This window comes from Skermanella stibiiresistens SB22, from assembly GCF_000576635.1.
Classification (GTDB): Bacteria; Pseudomonadota; Alphaproteobacteria; order Azospirillales; family Azospirillaceae; genus Skermanella; species Skermanella stibiiresistens.
Map to the genome: position 1 here is coordinate 37,482 of NZ_AVFL01000012.1, position 15,264 is coordinate 52,745.

At 63.6% G+C, this 15,264-nt stretch carries 13 protein-coding genes; 7 read left to right on the forward strand and 6 right to left on the reverse strand.

The window, feature by feature from the left end:
• Nucleotides 1-64 precede the first annotated feature (64 nt).
• Together N825_RS17005 and N825_RS36600 are read right to left on the reverse strand one after the other, a co-directional pair.
• Nucleotides 65-532 carry a RidA family protein gene (locus N825_RS17005; RefSeq protein WP_037454421.1) on the reverse strand — a complete coding sequence of 156 codons (468 nt, stop codon included), beginning with the start codon at nucleotides 530-532 and terminating at the stop codon, nucleotides 65-67.
• A gap of 103 nt (nucleotides 533-635) precedes the next feature.
• On the reverse strand, nucleotides 636-2,390 hold the full coding sequence (locus tag N825_RS36600) for a methyl-accepting chemotaxis protein (RefSeq protein WP_051512489.1): 1,755 nt from the start codon (nucleotides 2,388-2,390) through the stop codon (nucleotides 636-638).
• 216 nt (nucleotides 2,391-2,606) lie between these two features.
• Between N825_RS36600 and N825_RS17015 the strand changes: the two genes are divergently transcribed.
• Together N825_RS17015 and N825_RS17020 are read left to right on the forward strand one after the other, a co-directional pair.
• Nucleotides 2,607-3,119 carry a hypothetical protein gene (locus N825_RS17015; protein ID WP_211098399.1) on the forward strand — a complete coding sequence of 171 codons (513 nt, stop codon included), beginning with the start codon at nucleotides 2,607-2,609 and terminating at the stop codon, nucleotides 3,117-3,119.
• Nucleotides 3,120-3,200: 81 nt separating this feature from the next.
• A complete protein-coding gene (locus N825_RS17020) occupies nucleotides 3,201-4,817 on the forward strand; it encodes an alpha-amylase family glycosyl hydrolase (protein WP_037454428.1) in 1,617 nt (538 codons plus the stop codon).
• Nucleotides 4,818-4,842: 25 nt separating this feature from the next.
• Here the strand turns inward: N825_RS17020 and N825_RS38955 are convergent, their stop codons facing one another.
• The gene (locus N825_RS38955) at nucleotides 4,843-5,013 is read right to left on the reverse strand and encodes a hypothetical protein (protein WP_157619313.1); all 171 of its coding nucleotides are present in this window, start codon (nucleotides 5,011-5,013) and stop codon (nucleotides 4,843-4,845) included.
• A gap of 1,030 nt (nucleotides 5,014-6,043) precedes the next feature.
• On the opposite strand from N825_RS38955, the gene N825_RS17025 reads away from it, so the two are divergent.
• The 3 genes from N825_RS17025 (at nucleotide 6,044) to N825_RS17035 (ending at nucleotide 10,960) form a co-directional block, all read left to right on the forward strand.
• Nucleotides 6,044-7,990, forward strand: coding sequence for a PrkA family serine protein kinase (locus N825_RS17025; RefSeq protein ID WP_037454431.1), 1,947 nt, complete (start codon nucleotides 6,044-6,046; stop codon nucleotides 7,988-7,990).
• A 20-nt stretch (nucleotides 7,991-8,010) separates the two neighbouring features.
• A complete protein-coding gene (locus N825_RS17030) occupies nucleotides 8,011-9,318 on the forward strand; it encodes a YeaH/YhbH family protein (protein ID WP_037454434.1) in 1,308 nt (435 codons plus the stop codon).
• 91 nt (nucleotides 9,319-9,409) lie between these two features.
• A complete protein-coding gene (locus N825_RS17035; protein ID WP_084164832.1) occupies nucleotides 9,410-10,960 on the forward strand; it encodes a SpoVR family protein in 1,551 nt (516 codons plus the stop codon).
• Between the two features lie 80 nt (nucleotides 10,961-11,040).
• On the opposite strand, the gene N825_RS36605 is transcribed toward N825_RS17035, so the two are convergent.
• Nucleotides 11,041-11,349 carry a DUF2934 domain-containing protein gene (locus tag N825_RS36605; protein ID WP_084164833.1) on the reverse strand — a complete coding sequence of 103 codons (309 nt, stop codon included), beginning with the start codon at nucleotides 11,347-11,349 and terminating at the stop codon, nucleotides 11,041-11,043.
• Nucleotides 11,350-11,819: 470 nt separating this feature from the next.
• Here N825_RS36605 and N825_RS17045 point away from each other — a divergent pair, with 470 nt between their 5' ends.
• Together N825_RS17045 and N825_RS17050 are read left to right on the forward strand one after the other, a co-directional pair.
• A complete protein-coding gene (locus N825_RS17045) occupies nucleotides 11,820-12,362 on the forward strand; it encodes a hemerythrin domain-containing protein (RefSeq protein WP_051512491.1) in 543 nt (180 codons plus the stop codon).
• Between the two features lie 131 nt (nucleotides 12,363-12,493).
• Nucleotides 12,494-12,976 carry an Rrf2 family transcriptional regulator gene (locus N825_RS17050; protein ID WP_037454441.1) on the forward strand — a complete coding sequence of 161 codons (483 nt, stop codon included), beginning with the start codon at nucleotides 12,494-12,496 and terminating at the stop codon, nucleotides 12,974-12,976.
• Here the strand turns inward: N825_RS17050 and N825_RS17055 are convergent, their stop codons facing one another.
• Together N825_RS17055 and N825_RS17060 are read right to left on the reverse strand one after the other, a co-directional pair.
• Complete coding sequence (locus tag N825_RS17055) at nucleotides 12,977-13,678, reverse strand: hypothetical protein (RefSeq protein ID WP_157619315.1); 702 nt, start codon at nucleotides 13,676-13,678, stop codon at nucleotides 12,977-12,979.
• A gap of 71 nt (nucleotides 13,679-13,749) precedes the next feature.
• Entirely contained in the window at nucleotides 13,750-15,264 is a 1,515-nt protein-coding gene (locus N825_RS17060) for a tripartite tricarboxylate transporter permease (RefSeq protein WP_037454447.1), read from the reverse strand.

Below are 15,264 nucleotides of genomic sequence, written 5' to 3' on the forward strand. Positions count from 1 at the left end.
GGCGCGAGCCGCTTGCCCAAGATCGCGGCGCGAGCCGCTTGCCCAAGATCGCGGCGCGAGCAGCTTACTTGAGCTCGAACACCGCCTCGACCTCGACCGCCGAACCGAGCGGCAGCGACGGGGCGCCGACCGCGAACCGGGCGTGCTTGCCGGCATCGCCGAAGACTTCGATCATCAGCTCCGACGCGCCGTTGATCACCTTGGGATGATCGTTGAAGTCGGGGCCGCAGTTGACGAAGCCGCCCAGCTTCAGGCAACGCGACACCCGGTCCAGATCGCCGCCGCAGGCCGCGGCCACTTGGGCCAGGATGTTGAGGGCGCAAACGCGGGCGCAGGCGTGGCCGTCCTCGATGGACAGATCGGCGCCGACCTTGCCTTTGTGCGACAAGGCGCCGTCCCGCATGGGTATCTGGCCAGATACGAACAGGATGTTGCCGGACAGCGTGTAGGGCACGTAAGCCCCGGCCGGAGCCGGTAGGTTGGGCAGATCGATGCCCAGTTCCTTCAGGCGCGCGGCGATGGTTCCCGCCATGGTTCTCGTTCCTTCCTGTCTTTGGTCGTCGAAAGGAAGACCATAGCCGGACACTTCGCCGCGGGCCAGAGCGGGTGTCGCGGTCGGCCGGATGGCCGTCCCGTCACGCGCTCAGTTTATAGCGCCCGACGAGTTGATCGAGATGGTTGGCCAGCCGGCTCAACTCTCCCGCGGCGCTAGATGTCTCGGTGGCGCCGGCCGCCGTGTTCTGGGCGATGCCGACCATGACCTGCACCGACTCGCTGACCCGCCGAGCCTCGTCCGCCGTCTGGCTGGTGTCGGTCGCCACCGCCTTGGCCGAACTCGCCACTTGGCCGACATTGCGGCCGATCTCGGTCGTGGTGGCGCTTTGCTGATCGACCTCGGCGGCGATCGAGCCCGCGATCCGGTCGATCTCCGCGATCACGTCGTGGATCGCCGCGATCGATCCCGCGACATGCGACATGGCGCCCGCGACCAGATCGATCGAGGTGACGGACTGCTCCGTCTGTTCCTGGGTCGTGGTTATCCGGGTCGTGATCTCCTCTGCCGCCTTGGCGCTCTGGGTGGCGAGGTTCTTGACCTCGGTGGCGACCACGGCGAAGCCCTTGCCGGCCTCTCCCGCGCGCGCCGCCTCGATCGTCGCGTTCAGCGCCAGGAGATTGGTCTGACTGGCGATGTCGGAGATGACCTTGATGACCTGTCCGATCTCGGCGCTGTTCTGCGACAGCTGCCGGATCGTCCCGACCGCCGTGGTGATGGCCTGTTCCGCGCCGCGCAGGGTCGCGCGCGCCTGATCGGCGGCCGTCGACGCCTTGTGGGCGACATCGGAGCTGGCGGAGGCGTGCCTCGCCACCTCCGCGATGGAGGCGGTCATCTCCTCCGACGCGGCGGCGACCCCGTCGGCGCTGGTGGCCAGCCGCTCGGCGATGGATGACAGATCACCGACCGCCGCGACCACGCTTCCCATGGCGCGGCTGATGTCATCGGCGTGATCGTTCATGGTCTCGGCGTTGCGGCTCATCTCGACCGACGACGCGCTCAACTCGACCGACGCCGCCGACACCGAGGCGCTGGCCTCGCTGACCTCGCCCATGCTGCCGCGCAGGCTTTCCACCAAGTGGTTGAAGTCCTTGGCCATGACCCCGATCTCGTCGCCGCTGTCGACTTCGGCGACACGCGACAGGTCGCCCGCCCGGGCGGCTGATATCAGGCCTTGCATCACCGGGATCGGCCGGATGATCGCGCGGCCCAGCGCCCAGGCGATCATGGCCTGGACCGCCAGGAGCGCCAGACAGATCACGGTCAATTCCAGCCCGATCCGCGCGAAGGCGGCGTCGACGTCGTCCACGTAGATGCCGGAGCCGATCACCCATTTCCAGGGCTTGTACAGGCCGGCATAGCCGATCTTCGGCTGCGGTGTGCCCGTGCCGCCTTTGGGCCAGACGTATTGGACGACGGCCGAGCCCTCCGCCATCGCCAGCCGGGTCATCTCGCCGACGAAGGCGAAACCGGCCGCGTCCTTGGTCTCCCGCAGGTTCTTGCCAACCAGCTGCGGGCTGATGCCATGGGCGATCACCGTGCCCGTCGGATCCAGGACGAAGAAGTATTCACCGTCGGCGTAGCGGAGCGCCGTGACTCCGGCGAGGGCGGCCGCCTGCGCGGCCTCCCGCGTCAGCGTTCCCGCCGCCTCCAGCCTGGCGAAGTGGTCGACCAGGGTTGAGGCGACCTCGACCAGATGGCGGGTCTGGGCCTGCCGTTCGGTGAACATCTGGCTTCTAAGGGTGAGGAGGGCGAGGAGAGCGACGGTCAGCATCCCGACGAGGCCGGCCGCCACGATCAGGAGGATCTTTCGCCTCACGGACATATTGCTGAACATCGCCGCTCCCTGGACGGATAGTTGCTTTTGACTTGTAATAAACATTCTTTGTCACGATCGCGAATGTACCGTTAACGGTCGGTCGGATTTCCGGGTTGGAACCGGGCTTGTGCCATTCCGTCGCACCCTCCCTCGCGACAAGTGTTGCGAACGACTCTCAAGAGGTTTACAAATGACCATGGTTGCGAGTGACTATCACTTTCAGGGAGATGATCGTTGGCGAATCAGATGCTCGTTCGATCGGCGGCCGGCACAGCGGATCACGATATCATTCCGGACCAGGAAGATCCCGAGACCCTGGCGGTTTGGACGTTCCGCCGCTGGGTGCTGGGTGTGCGCCACCAGGCGCCGGAGCAATGGGACACCGTCTGGCGCGGGTTGCGGCGGCGTTGCGGCGAACGGGCGGCGCGGGAGGCTTCGGCGGCGATGGCGGAAATGATCGAGGCGCTGCGCCGGACCTCTCGCCGTACCATCACCCATCACCAGCCCTGCTGTCCCTGCGTCGGTGACGACGAGGCGCTTCTGCTGGTTCTGCTCGGGGCGTGCCAGAGGAACGAGAGCGCGCTGGCCTGGACGGCCGCGAGGACACTGTCGGGAACGGTGGACCCGCGGTCCCTGGTGCTGGGCGCCATGCGCTTCGCGGACGCCTTCGCCGAACGCGGATTGACGCTGCCACCGCGCGACCTGCCCGATGGCGCGACCGTTCCCGAGGGGACGATGGTTCATTGAGGGTGATTTCGCTGGACCCGTTTGGCCAAGGCGTGCGTTCTACCGACGGCAGGGTTGGTTTCGGCGAGGGTCCTCGAGGTCATGGACAATTCGAGCAAGAGTTGGTGGCGGCACGGCGTCATCTATCAGATCTATCCCCGGTCGTTCCGGGACAGTAACGGTGATGGCGTCGGTGATTTGCCGGGTGTCATGGAGCGGCTCGACTATCTGGCATGGCTTGGGGTCGACGCGATCTGGCTATCCCCTATCTACCCGTCGCCGATGGCCGATTTCGGTTACGACGTGTCCGACTTCACCGGGATCCATCCGATCTTCGGCACCAACGAGCAGTTCGACACGCTTGTCGCGCAAGTCCATCAGCGCGGGTTGAAGCTGATCCTGGACTTCGTGCCGAACCACACATCGGACCAGCACCCCTGGTTCCAGGAGGCCCGACGGTCGAGGGACTCGGCCCGGCGCGATTGGTACATTTGGCGCGACCCGGCCCCGGACGGCGGACCGCCGAACAACTGGCTCAGCAATTTCGGCGGCAGCGCCTGGGAGTTCGACGCCGGAACGGGTCAGTACTACTACCACGCTTTCCTGAGGGAGCAGCCGGACCTGAACTGGCGCAACCCCGCCGTCCGCGAGGCCATGTACGACGCGCTGCGCCACTGGATGGCGCGGGGCGTCGACGGCTTCCGCGTCGACGTGATCTGGCACTTGATCAAGGACGACGAGTTCCGCGACAACCCGGTTTCTCCCGGCTGGGTCGCGGGCATGGATCCGTTCCACCAGCTCGTCCCCGTCCATACGGCGGACCGGCCGGAGGTCCACGAGGTTGTCCGCGAGATGCGCCAGGTGGTCGACGAGTTCGACGACCGCGTCCTGATCGGGGAGATCTACCTGCCGCTGGAACGGCTGATGGCCTATTACGGCGTCGACCTGACCGGCGCCCATATGCCGTTCAACTTCCAACTGATCGACGCACCGTGGCACGCGCGGACCGTCGACCGCATGATCCGGGACTACGAGGCTGCCCTGCCACCCGGCGGCTGGCCCAATTGGGTCCTGGGCAACCATGACAAGCCGCGGATCGCCAGCCGGGTAGGCTCCGCCCAGGCACGGGTCGCGGCCATGCTGCTGCTGACCCTGCGCGGCACTCCGACGCTTTATTACGGGGACGAACTGGGCATGGAGAACGTCCATATCCGGTCCGATCAGGTTCAGGATCCCTTCGAGCGAAACGTGCCCGGCAAAGGCCTGGGCCGCGATCCCGAGCGCACGCCCATGCGGTGGGACGCGTCGGCCAACGCCGGTTTCACCTCCGGCGAGCCCTGGTTGCCGATCGGCGACGATGTCGAGCGGATCAACGTCGAGGCCGAGACGGATGACGAAACCTCCATGCTAACCCTGTGCCGCAACCTGATCGCGTTGCGCCGGGGCGAGGACGCCCTATCCGAAGGGGCGTTCGAGGCCATTTCCGCGGAAGGGGATGTGCTGGCCTACCAGCGTATTCACGGGGGAAACCGTTTCGCCATCGTCCTGAACTTCGGAGCCACCCCCGCGCGGGTCGCCTTGCCCGATATCTTCGCTGATGGGCGTGTCCGGCTGTCCACTTTCATGGATCGCGGAGGGGCGTCGAAGGACGTCGGGACATCGTTAGAGGTTCGGGGACACGAGGGTGTGATCGTGCAGATGGATCCACGCCGGCGCTGATTTTCCCCCGGGTCGCCGTTCCCGCTCAGGCGAGATCGGGCTGGCTGCCGGGGAACCGCGGGTCGGAGGGATCGGTCGGCGAGCCCGGGATCTTGCCCGGAATGATCCCGGTTTGATCGTCATCGGACGGGTTGCGCTCCGTTTCCGGTGGTTCCGAAACGGGGTCGGGGCGCGGGTCGACGGCTGGCTTGTTCATTTTCGTTCTCCTGTCTTATAATTGCAACAGGCGGAGTGGCGATTGGGTTGCACCCTCTCGAACGGGGGTGCCCAAGAGGTCTATCGAGTCGGTGTCGATGATCCGCGAGAATCGTCATTTCCGACGGTTTCGGATGGGACGAGGGTCGGAACGAGTACAGCTTGGGTGTGTTTGATAAATCACAATGCATGCGGAGATACTGCTTCAAGGCGCTCGTCAGACGGCGCCGCTCCCGCGTTGACTGGCTGAAAAAATCGGGGGGAGGGTGACGCGCCGATGTGTCCGGACGACCGGATGCCGGGGCGCCGAACCGAACATTCCACGACGTGGGAGAGGATCGATCACATCCGCTCTTGCTCGAACGCCCGCTTGTGTTTGAAACTCCTTGTTAACGAAACGCCGCTTAACGTACCGATGTTAACCATCACGGTGTCTGGAAGGGGAACGGCTTGAAGCTACGAACCGCAGACCATCAAGGCTCCGGCCGGACCGTTCAGTCCGACCGCCGCGTCGAGGGTTCGCCGTTCCGGCCGCGGTTGGTTTCGCCTGAGGGACACACACCCTGGTGGTTCGGTGCCGTTAACGGCACCGACGGGGCTGCTTCAAATCATCGCGGTGCGGTATTCTCCGTGCGGCCGTCGATGGTGTCGCCTTCGAATAGCCAAACTCCAAGGCGACACTTCGAGTATGATTGGGGCAGGGTGGCTGACATATCGTTCTCCCGTAAAGCCGGTTCGACCCGGTGGCAATCCAGCCGGCGCATGCAATTTCGGCATGACGTTAGAAATCTCTTCGAGACTAGCTATATATATTTGCTGAACGTGAACCGCGCGAGGTCTACGCTATATCGTTATGGTGACGGCGATTGTCTTCGCCGGAAAAGTAACGATATAGAACAGGGCAACCTGATGGACAGGCGCGGAGGACTGACGACTTTCGTTGCTTGCGGCGCACCTGGCGGAGAAGTGGACGTATGAAGCCAGTCGAGCGCCGCAGGATCAATGGAAACCCTTACACAGAGGAGTGACCGATGTTCCCGGCCGACGACCTGTTTTCACGGTACAGTCAGAACTACGAGGGTCGCAAAGAAGTCGAGATGACCCTCGTCGAATATCTCGAGGCATGCAAGGCCGATCCGCTGATCTACGCCACCGCCGCGGAGCGGCTGCTGGCGTCGATCGGAGAGGCGGAGGTGGTCGACACCGCCAAGGATCCGCGCCTCGGACGGATCTTCATGAACCGCACCATCAAGGTGTATCCCGCCTTCAATGACTTCTACGGCATGGAGGAGACGATCGAGCGCATCGTCGGCTTCTTCCGGCATGCCGCACAGGGTCTAGAGGAGCGGAAGCAGATCCTCTACCTGCTGGGTCCAGTCGGCGGCGGCAAGTCGTCGCTGGCGGAGCGCCTGAAATCGCTGATGGAAAACCGGCCGATCTACGCGCTGAAGGCCGGCAAGGAGATCAGTCCGCTGTTCGAAAGCCCGCTTGGCCTGTTCGATCCGGACCAGATGGGCCCGGTGCTCGAGGACAAGTTCGGCATTCCGCGCCGGCGCCTGACCGGCTTGATGAGCCCCTGGGCGGTCAAGCGGCTGGACGAGTTCGGTGGCGACATCTCCAAGTTCCGCGTCGTCCGGCTGATGCCGTCCAAGCTGCGTCAGGTCGGCGTGTCGAAGACCGAACCGGGTGACGAGAACAACCAGGATATCTCCAGCTTGGTCGGCAAGGTCGACATCCGCAAGCTGGAGATGTTCAGCCAGAACGACCCCGACGCCTACAGCTTCTCCGGCGGCCTCAACCGCGCGACCCAGGGCATCCTCGAGTTCGTCGAGATGTTCAAGGCGCCGATCAAGATGCTGCACCCGCTGCTGACGGCGACGCAGGAAGGCAACTATGTCGGCACCGAGAACATCGGCGCCATGCCATTCCAAGGCATCATCCTGGCCCACTCCAACGAGGCGGAGTGGCAGGCGTTCAAGAACAACAAGAACAACGAAGCCTTCATCGACCGTATCTGCGTGATCAAGGTGCCTTACTGCCTGCGGGTGACCGAGGAGCAGAGCATCTACGACAAGCTGATCCAGTCGAGCGATCTGGCGACGGCCCCCTGCGCCCCGGCCACGCTTCAGATGATGGCCCGCTTCTCGGTCCTGTCGCGCCTGCGCGAACACGAGAATTCGAGCCTCTATTCGAAGATGCGGATCTATGACGGCGAGACCCTGAAGGAGACCGATCCCAAGGCCCGGTCGATGCAGGAGTATCGCGACGCCGGCGGTGTCGACGAGGGTATGGAGGGTATCTCCACCCGCTTCGCCTTCAAGGTGCTGGCGGCGACCTTCAACTATGACAACACCGAGATCTCGGCCGATCCGGTCCACCTGATGTATGTGCTCGAGCAGTCGATCAAGCGCGAGCAGTTCCCGGAGGACACCGAGAAACGCTACATGGAGTTCATCAAGGGTGAACTGGCGCCGCGCTACGCCGAGTTCATCGGCAACGAAATCCAAAAAGCCTACCTGGAATCCTACCACGACTATGGCCAGAACATGTTCGACCGCTATGTCGATTATGCGGACGCCTGGATCGAGGACCAGGATTTCAAGGATCCCGACACCGGTCAGCTGATGAACCGCGATCTGCTGAACCAGGAGTTGACCAAGATCGAGAAGCCCGCGGGCATCGCCAATCCCAAGGACTTCCGGAACGAGGTCGTGAAGTTCGCGCTGCGCGCGCGGGCGAACAACGCCGGACGGAACCCGTCATGGAATTCCTATGAGAAGATCCGTGAGGTGATCGAGCGGCGCATGTTCAGCCAGGTGGAGGATTTGCTGCCGGTGATCAGTTTCGGCAGCAAGAAGGACAGCGACACCGAGAAGAAGCATTCCGACTTCGTCGAGCGTATGATGGATCGGAGCTACACGGAACGTCAGGTCCGCCGGCTGGTCGAGTGGTACATGAGAGTGAAGCAGGCCGGCTGAGGGAAGGGAAGTTCACCGATATGAACATCATTGACCGGCGCCTCAATCCCAAGGGCAAAAGCCTGGCCAACCGCCAGCGCTTCCTGCGCCGCGCCAAGGAACAGATCGTCAAGGCGGTGCGTGACACCTCCGGCAAGCGCAGCATCCAGGACATCGAGAACGGCGACAAGATCTCGATCTCCACCGGCGGCGTGCGCGAGCCGACGTTCCACCGCTCGGCGAGCGGTGGACTGCGTGAGCACGTGGTGCCGGGCAACAAGGAGTACATGGAAGGTGACACCATCCCGCGGCCCGATGGCGGCGGCGGCAAGGGCGGCTCGGAAGGCAGCCCCGATGGTGACGGCGAGGACGACTTCCGGTTCGTGTTGAGCCGGGAGGAGTTCCTGGACATCTTCATGGAAGACTTGGAACTGCCCGATCTGGTCAAGCAGAAGATCAAGCAGACCGAGAGTTTCTCGCTGCATCGGGCTGGTTACAGTTCCAATGGATCGCCGTCGAACCTCAATCTGGTGCGCACCATGCGCAACAGCCTGTCACGGCGCATCGCCCTCCGGCGGCCTAAGCCGGAGGAGATCGAGCTTCTGGAGCGGGAGATCGCCGATCTGGAGGCCAACGGCGCCGATGATGGGCGGCTGACCGAACTGCGCGGCGAGCTGGAACGCCAGATGAAGCGCAGCCGGCTGATCCCCTATCTCGATCCGGTCGACGTCCGTTACAACCGGTTCGAACGGGTGCCGCGTCCGGTGGCCCAGGCCGTCATGTTCTGCCTGATGGACGTCTCCGGCTCGATGACCGAGCACATGAAGGACCTCGCCAAGCGGTTCTTCATCCTGCTCTACCTGTTCCTCAAGCGGCGCTATCGCCACGTCGACATCGTCTTCATCCGGCACACGCACGAGGCCAAAGAGGTCGACGAGGAGACGTTCTTCTACAGCGCGGAGACCGGCGGCACCGTCGTCTCCACCGCGTTGGAGGAGATGCGGCGGATCATCGCCGACCGGTATCCCGAGGACGAGTGGAACATCTACGCGGCCCAGGCGTCGGATGGCGACAACATGTCGAACGACAACGCCAAGTCGGCGGCCTTGCTGGAGAACGTCATCCTGCCCATGTGCCAATACTTCGCCTATATCGAGGTCAGCCAGGACTACGAGGGCGGTTTGGGCGGGGCGCTGGGGTCGTCATTGGGCCGGGAAACCGATCTCTGGCGGACCTACAAGCTGGTGGCGAAGCCGGGGGCGCCGATCGCGATGCGAAAGGTTCGTACCCGCCGGGAGATCTTCCCGGTGTTCCGCGATCTGTTCTCGCGGGAGAAGGCCACGGCCTGATCGGGGTGACGCCCGACATGCGGCCAGACATATGGTACGATCGATACACGGCCATACCTGAGTAGCGGTTCCTGGGGAACGACAGATGTCCATGCAGATGCTCGAAAACACCGGCCAGCTGATCTACGAAGGCGCTGATTGGGACTACGACAAGATCAAACGCGCCTACGACGCGATCGAGCGGATCGCGGTCGACGAGATGGGGCTGGACACGTATCCGAACCAGATCGAGGTGATCACGGCCGAGCAGATGCTGGACGCCTATTCGTCCATCGGCATGCCGCTGATGTACAAGCACTGGTCTTTCGGCAAGCATTTCGCGCAGGACGAGACCCTGTACCGCAAGGGCCTGCGCGGATTGGCTTACGAGATCGTCATCAATTCCAGCCCCTGCATCAGCTACATCATGGAAGAGAACTCCATGACGATGCAGACGCTGGTGATCGCGCACGCCGCGTTCGGCCACAACCACTTCTTCAAGAACAACAACCTGTTCCGCCAGTGGACCGACGCCAAGGGCATCCTGGACTATCTGGAGTTCGCCAAGACCTTCATCATCAAATGCGAGGAGCGCTACGGCCATCAAGCGGTGGAGCGCACGCTGGACGCGGCCCACGCGCTGATGAGCCACGGCGTCCACCGCTATCCCCGCAAGCAGCCGCTGGATCTCCGCGAGGAGCAGCGCCGCGAGGACGAACGGACGGAATATAACCGCAAGATGTACAACGATCTCTGGCGGACCGTTCCGACCAAGCCGGGGGTCAAGGAGTCGGTGACGGCGGTGGAGAGCCGCAAGGCGCTGCTGGCGCTGCCCGAGGAGAACATCCTCTACTTCCTGGAAAAGAAGGCGCCGCGCCTGCACCAGTGGCAGCGCGAGATCCTGCGCATCGTCCGCCGGGTGGCGCAGTACTTCTATCCGCAGAAGCAGACCAAGCTGATGAACGAGGGGTGCGCCACTTACACCCACTACTACATCATGAACCGGTTGCATCAGAAGGGGCTGATGTCGGACGGCGCGTTGCTGGAGTTCTTGCACTCGCACACCAGCGTCGTCTTCCAACCGAACTTCGACGATCCCCGATTCAGCGGCATCAACCCCTACGCCATCGGCTTCGCGATGATGCAGGATATCGAGCGCATTTCGACCCAGCCGACCGACGAGGACCGCGCTTGGTTCCCGGATCTGGCGGGCAATGGCGACCCGATGGGCACGCTGCGCGAGGCCTGGGCCAATTTCCGCGACGAGAGCTTCGTCCTCCAGTATCTCAGCCCGCACCTGATGCGGAAGATGCGGATGTTCGAGGTCAGGAACGACGCCTCCGAGCCGGAGATGCTGGTCGAGGCGATCCACAACGAGCGTGGCTACCGCAAGGTCCGCAAGGCGCTGGCCCGTCAGTACGACATCGGCTATCTGGAGCCTGACATCCAGATCGTCGATGTCGACCTATCGGGCGACCGCAAGCTGATCCTCCAGCATCGCGTGATCAACCGCGTCCTGCTGGACGAGAGCGACGCCCGCGCCGTGCTGCGCCACGTCGCCAACCTGTGGGGCTATGAGGTGATGCTGGTCGAGGTCGACGCCACGACCGAGGCGGTCCTGAAGGAACACACCGTGTCGGCGAGCTCGCTGTTGCTGAGCTGAGACTGATCCGGTCCCGGAAAAGCGTTAGGGGCGGCCTTGAGCCGCCCCATCGTTTTCAGGTTCTCATCGGGGTCAAACTATCAGATCCCGGCGCCGGTTTCCTTCCGAACGGGCTCCGTCGGGGCGCTCCCCAGCGGATTGGCGTCTGGATTGTCCGTGGACTCCAGACCGCCGCCGCTGGACGCCTCGCGCATGGCTCCGGCAGCCTCCGAAATCCCACCCATCGCCGCATCGCCGTCGGCGCCGGACTCCAGTTCGACACCACCCCGCGCGTCATCGCCGGTGACTTCGCGCATGGCCCTTTCCCAATGCTCTTGCTGCTTGCCTTCCGGTTGTCCCTCTTGTTGCCAGATCTCATAGGCACGCTGTCTGATGCGGTCGAGGTCCATGGTCGTCTCCTGAGTCGAAGGGTCGAAGCGGTCGGCGGCGGCGTTCCGGTGGCGCCCACGATCCGCTTTTGTACAACAGCGGTCCTGGGGGATGATCCCCGCCATACCTGTATTTCGAACTTGGCTGTTGACACTGGATTCGAACCGCCTTCGGGAGGATGATCGAGGCATTGGCCAACCAGGGAGGATGAAATGAAGCGCGCGAGAAAGCGGCGTCCCGGTGTCGATCCGATGTACCTGATCCTGGGCGGCGCGTTGGTCTTGATGGTGGTCCTGATCACCTATTTGGGCTGACATCCCTAGGCTGGCATCAGCGTGATATCGCGGGTTTCGCGGCACTGCACAGTATGTCGCATCGCGGCAAGGCTTGGTCAGGCATAGAGTCTCCACAGGCACAATGAACAACGGACGACCCGACAGGGTCCAAGCACTGCCAGATCGTCCTGTCCCGGACAGGAAGGAGACTTGCCATGACGCCAGCGATCATCAACGCGATCAATGAAGAGCATCGGACAATCGCCAAGCTGCTTCACTTGATCGACCGACAGGTCAGCCTGTTCAATGATGGGGAGGTCGCCGATCTCGACCTGCTTCACCTGATCATGGATTATACCTTGGCGTATCCTGATCTTTACCATCATCCCAAGGAAAACGCGATCTTCCTCAAGCTGAAGGAGCGGGAGCCCGGCATGGCCGGCGCCGTGGACCAGCTGGTCGAGGATCATGCCCGGATGTCGGAGGTCAGCTCCAAGTTCGCCAAACTGGTCGAACAGCTGATCGCCGACGCGACGATGTCGCGCGACGTCTTCGTCAGGGCGGCGATGGATTACGTCGATTTCCAGCGTGGTCACATGATGCGGGAGGTCGGCGATGTCCTCCCGGCCGCCGCGCGTCTCCTGACAGCGGCGGACTGGGCCGAGTTGGAGAGCCGCGTCGCCCATGAGGAAGACCCGCTGACCAGTGGCAAAACACATTATCAGCGGTTGGGCGAACTGTTGCTGGCCGAGGCCTGAGCCTCTGATCAGCGTGCCCGACCGGGCGTGGAGTGGGCTCTTCCAGGGATGTCCCGATAAGAGCCTACTCCACGCCGCCGGATAACTTATATAGGGGGCGCATCTATTATCCGGCTGGCTCGGAGTTCGCCATGCGTCTGACCACCTACACCGACTATTCCCTACGGGTCTTGATCTACCTGGGGGTCCGGCGGGACGAGCTGGTCACGATCAAGCAGATCTCGGACCATTACGGCATATCCAACAACCACCTGCTGAAAGTGGTCCATCAACTGGGCTTGGCCGGCTTCGTCGAGACGATCCGGGGCCGAAACGGTGGGTTGCGGCTGGCCCGGCCGGCGTCGTTGATCGTGATCGGCGATGTCGTCCGCGTGATGGAGCAGGACATGGCCCTGGTCAACTGCTTCGAGGGTGGCCCAGAGGGTGGTGGTGTCGGGGGCGGTGTTGGGGGCGGGTGCCGGATCGTGTCGGCCTGCGTCCTGAAGGGGGCGCTCAACAAGGCATTGCAGGCCTTCCTCGATGTGCTGGACCAGTACACGCTGGCCCAGCTGGTCGAGCCGCGAACCCGGCTGGCCGAATTGCTTCAACTGGACCGAATTTCCGATCCGGCCTGATCAGCCTTCGGCGACCAAGCCTCGCGCCGGCTGCTGCTTGGCCCTGTCGATCGGCTGCCGCTCGCCGGGTTGGCGATGGAGATCCCGCAGCCGGCGTTCGGCCACCGCGATGCTCTCGTTGCTGCGGCGGGCGTCGGCGTCGACGGCGTCCAGCAGGGACCGCAGCATGACGCGCAGCCGGTCGTTCTCATTGACCAGCCTGCTGTTGTCCGATGCCAGCTTGGCCATGGAGGACCGGGTCAGGGCCAGCTCGGTCGCCTGACGCTCCAGGGTCTCGGAGAACACCTCGATCTGCGACAGCAGGGATTCACCGCTGGACTTGGCGGCGTCGAGGCGGGCGAGGGTTGCCTGGCATTCGTCGAACAAGGAACCCTCACGCGGTTTGGTGGCTTCCGGAAGGTCGTGCGCGTCATCGTCGTCATCCGCGTCGTCCATGGAGGGAGCATCCTCGTGGTCGGGGGAGTCGTCGCTGAGTTGGCCGATCAGGGCCGCGATGGCGTGGAGGTCGTCGGACATGGACGCCTCGCCGGTGGGCGCCAGGGTGGAGGGCAGGCGCTCGCGCTGAAGTCTGGATGCCCCTTGGGAGAGCCCGGGGGATGGCAGGGCGCGCTGCTCATCCTGCCCGGTGGTTCCCTGTGACTGGCTCATTTGAGTTTGGGACGGGTTGTCGGCCCGTCCCCGCACCAGAAAGTTCAATGACATCGGCGAAGCTCCGCTCGGTTCGAGCCTGTGATGCCATTGGTTATCGGATATTAAGCTTAATGGAGTGTAAATCAGCCCCGCGTGGCGTGCGGGGAAACCCGGTTCGCGGAGAACTTCCGCCAGAGGAACAGGGCAAGCGGGACGACCCAGAGCGCCAGCGTCAGCACGCCCAGCGTTCCCGAGATGGGTCGTTCGAAGAAGCCGGCGAAGCTACCATCGGACTTGATCATCGAGGTGACGAAGTTCTCCTCCAGCATGGGGCCGAGCACGATCCCCAGGATGGTTGGCGCGATCGGAAAGCCGTTCTCCTCCATCACGAAACCCAGCAGCCCGAACACCAGCATGATGGTGATGCCGAAGACCGAGTTGTTGATGGCGAAGGATCCCACGACGCAGAACAGCAGGATCGTCGGCATCAGAACGTTGCGCGGCACCCTCATCAGCAGCCGGGCGGACTTGATCGCGGCCCATCCCGCCGGGACCATGAAGATGTTGGCGAGGATGAAGATCAGGAAGACCGCGTAGATATCCTGCGGATTGTTGATGAAGATGGTTGGACCGGGGTTCATGCCCTTCAGGTAGAGCACGCCGATCACGATCGCGGTGATGCTGTCTCCGGGGATGCCGAAGACGAGGGCCGGCACCCAGGCGCCGCCCAGGGCCGCGTTGTTGGACGACGTGCTCTCGATGATGCCTTCGACATGGCCGGTGCCGAACTTCTCCGGCGTGCGCGACAGGCGCTTGCTGACGGCGTAGCTGACCCAGGACGCGATGTCGGCTCCGGCGCCGGGCAGGGCTCCGATCAGGGTGCCGACGATGTTGCCTCGGATCGACTGGCGCCAATACTGTTTCATCATCCTGCCCCAGCCGGTGAACAGGTTGCCGACGCGGGTCTGCGCGCCGCTGGTGTCGGGCGACATGCCCAGCACGTAGCGGAAGATCTCCGACACCGCGAACAGGCCGATCATGGCCGGGATGAAGTCGATGCCGCCCATCAGGTCGACGCTGCCGAAGGTGAAGCGGGGCACGCCCGCCGGGTTGTTCAGGCCGACCGTGGCGACGAACAGCCCCAGCAGCAGGCTGACCAGTCCCTTGATCGGCGATCCCGTCCCGACGACGGTGGCGCAGGTCAGGCCCAGACAGGCCAGCCAGAAATACTCGAAGGAACTGAACTTGAGCGCCACCTCGGCCAGCGAGGGTGCGGCCACGATCAGGACGGCTGTGCCGAACAACCCTCCCAAGGCGGAGAACAGCAGGTTGGCGCCGAGCGCCACCTCCCCCTGACCCTTGCGGGTCATGGCATAGGCTTCGTCGGTGTAGGCGGCCGAGGCCGGCGTGCCGGGGATGCGCAGCAGCGTGCCCGGAATGTCGCCGGCGAAGATCGCCATGGCGGAACAGGTGACGATGGCGCCGATCGCCGGCACGGGTTCCATGAAGAAGGTGACGGGGACCAGCAGCGCGGTCGCCATGGTGGCGGTGAGGCCGGGGACGGCGCCGACGAACAGGCCGAACAAGGCGGCCATGACGATGGTGAACAACACCTGCGGTTGGAACACCATCTCGGTGGCGAGGATCATCGCGTCCAT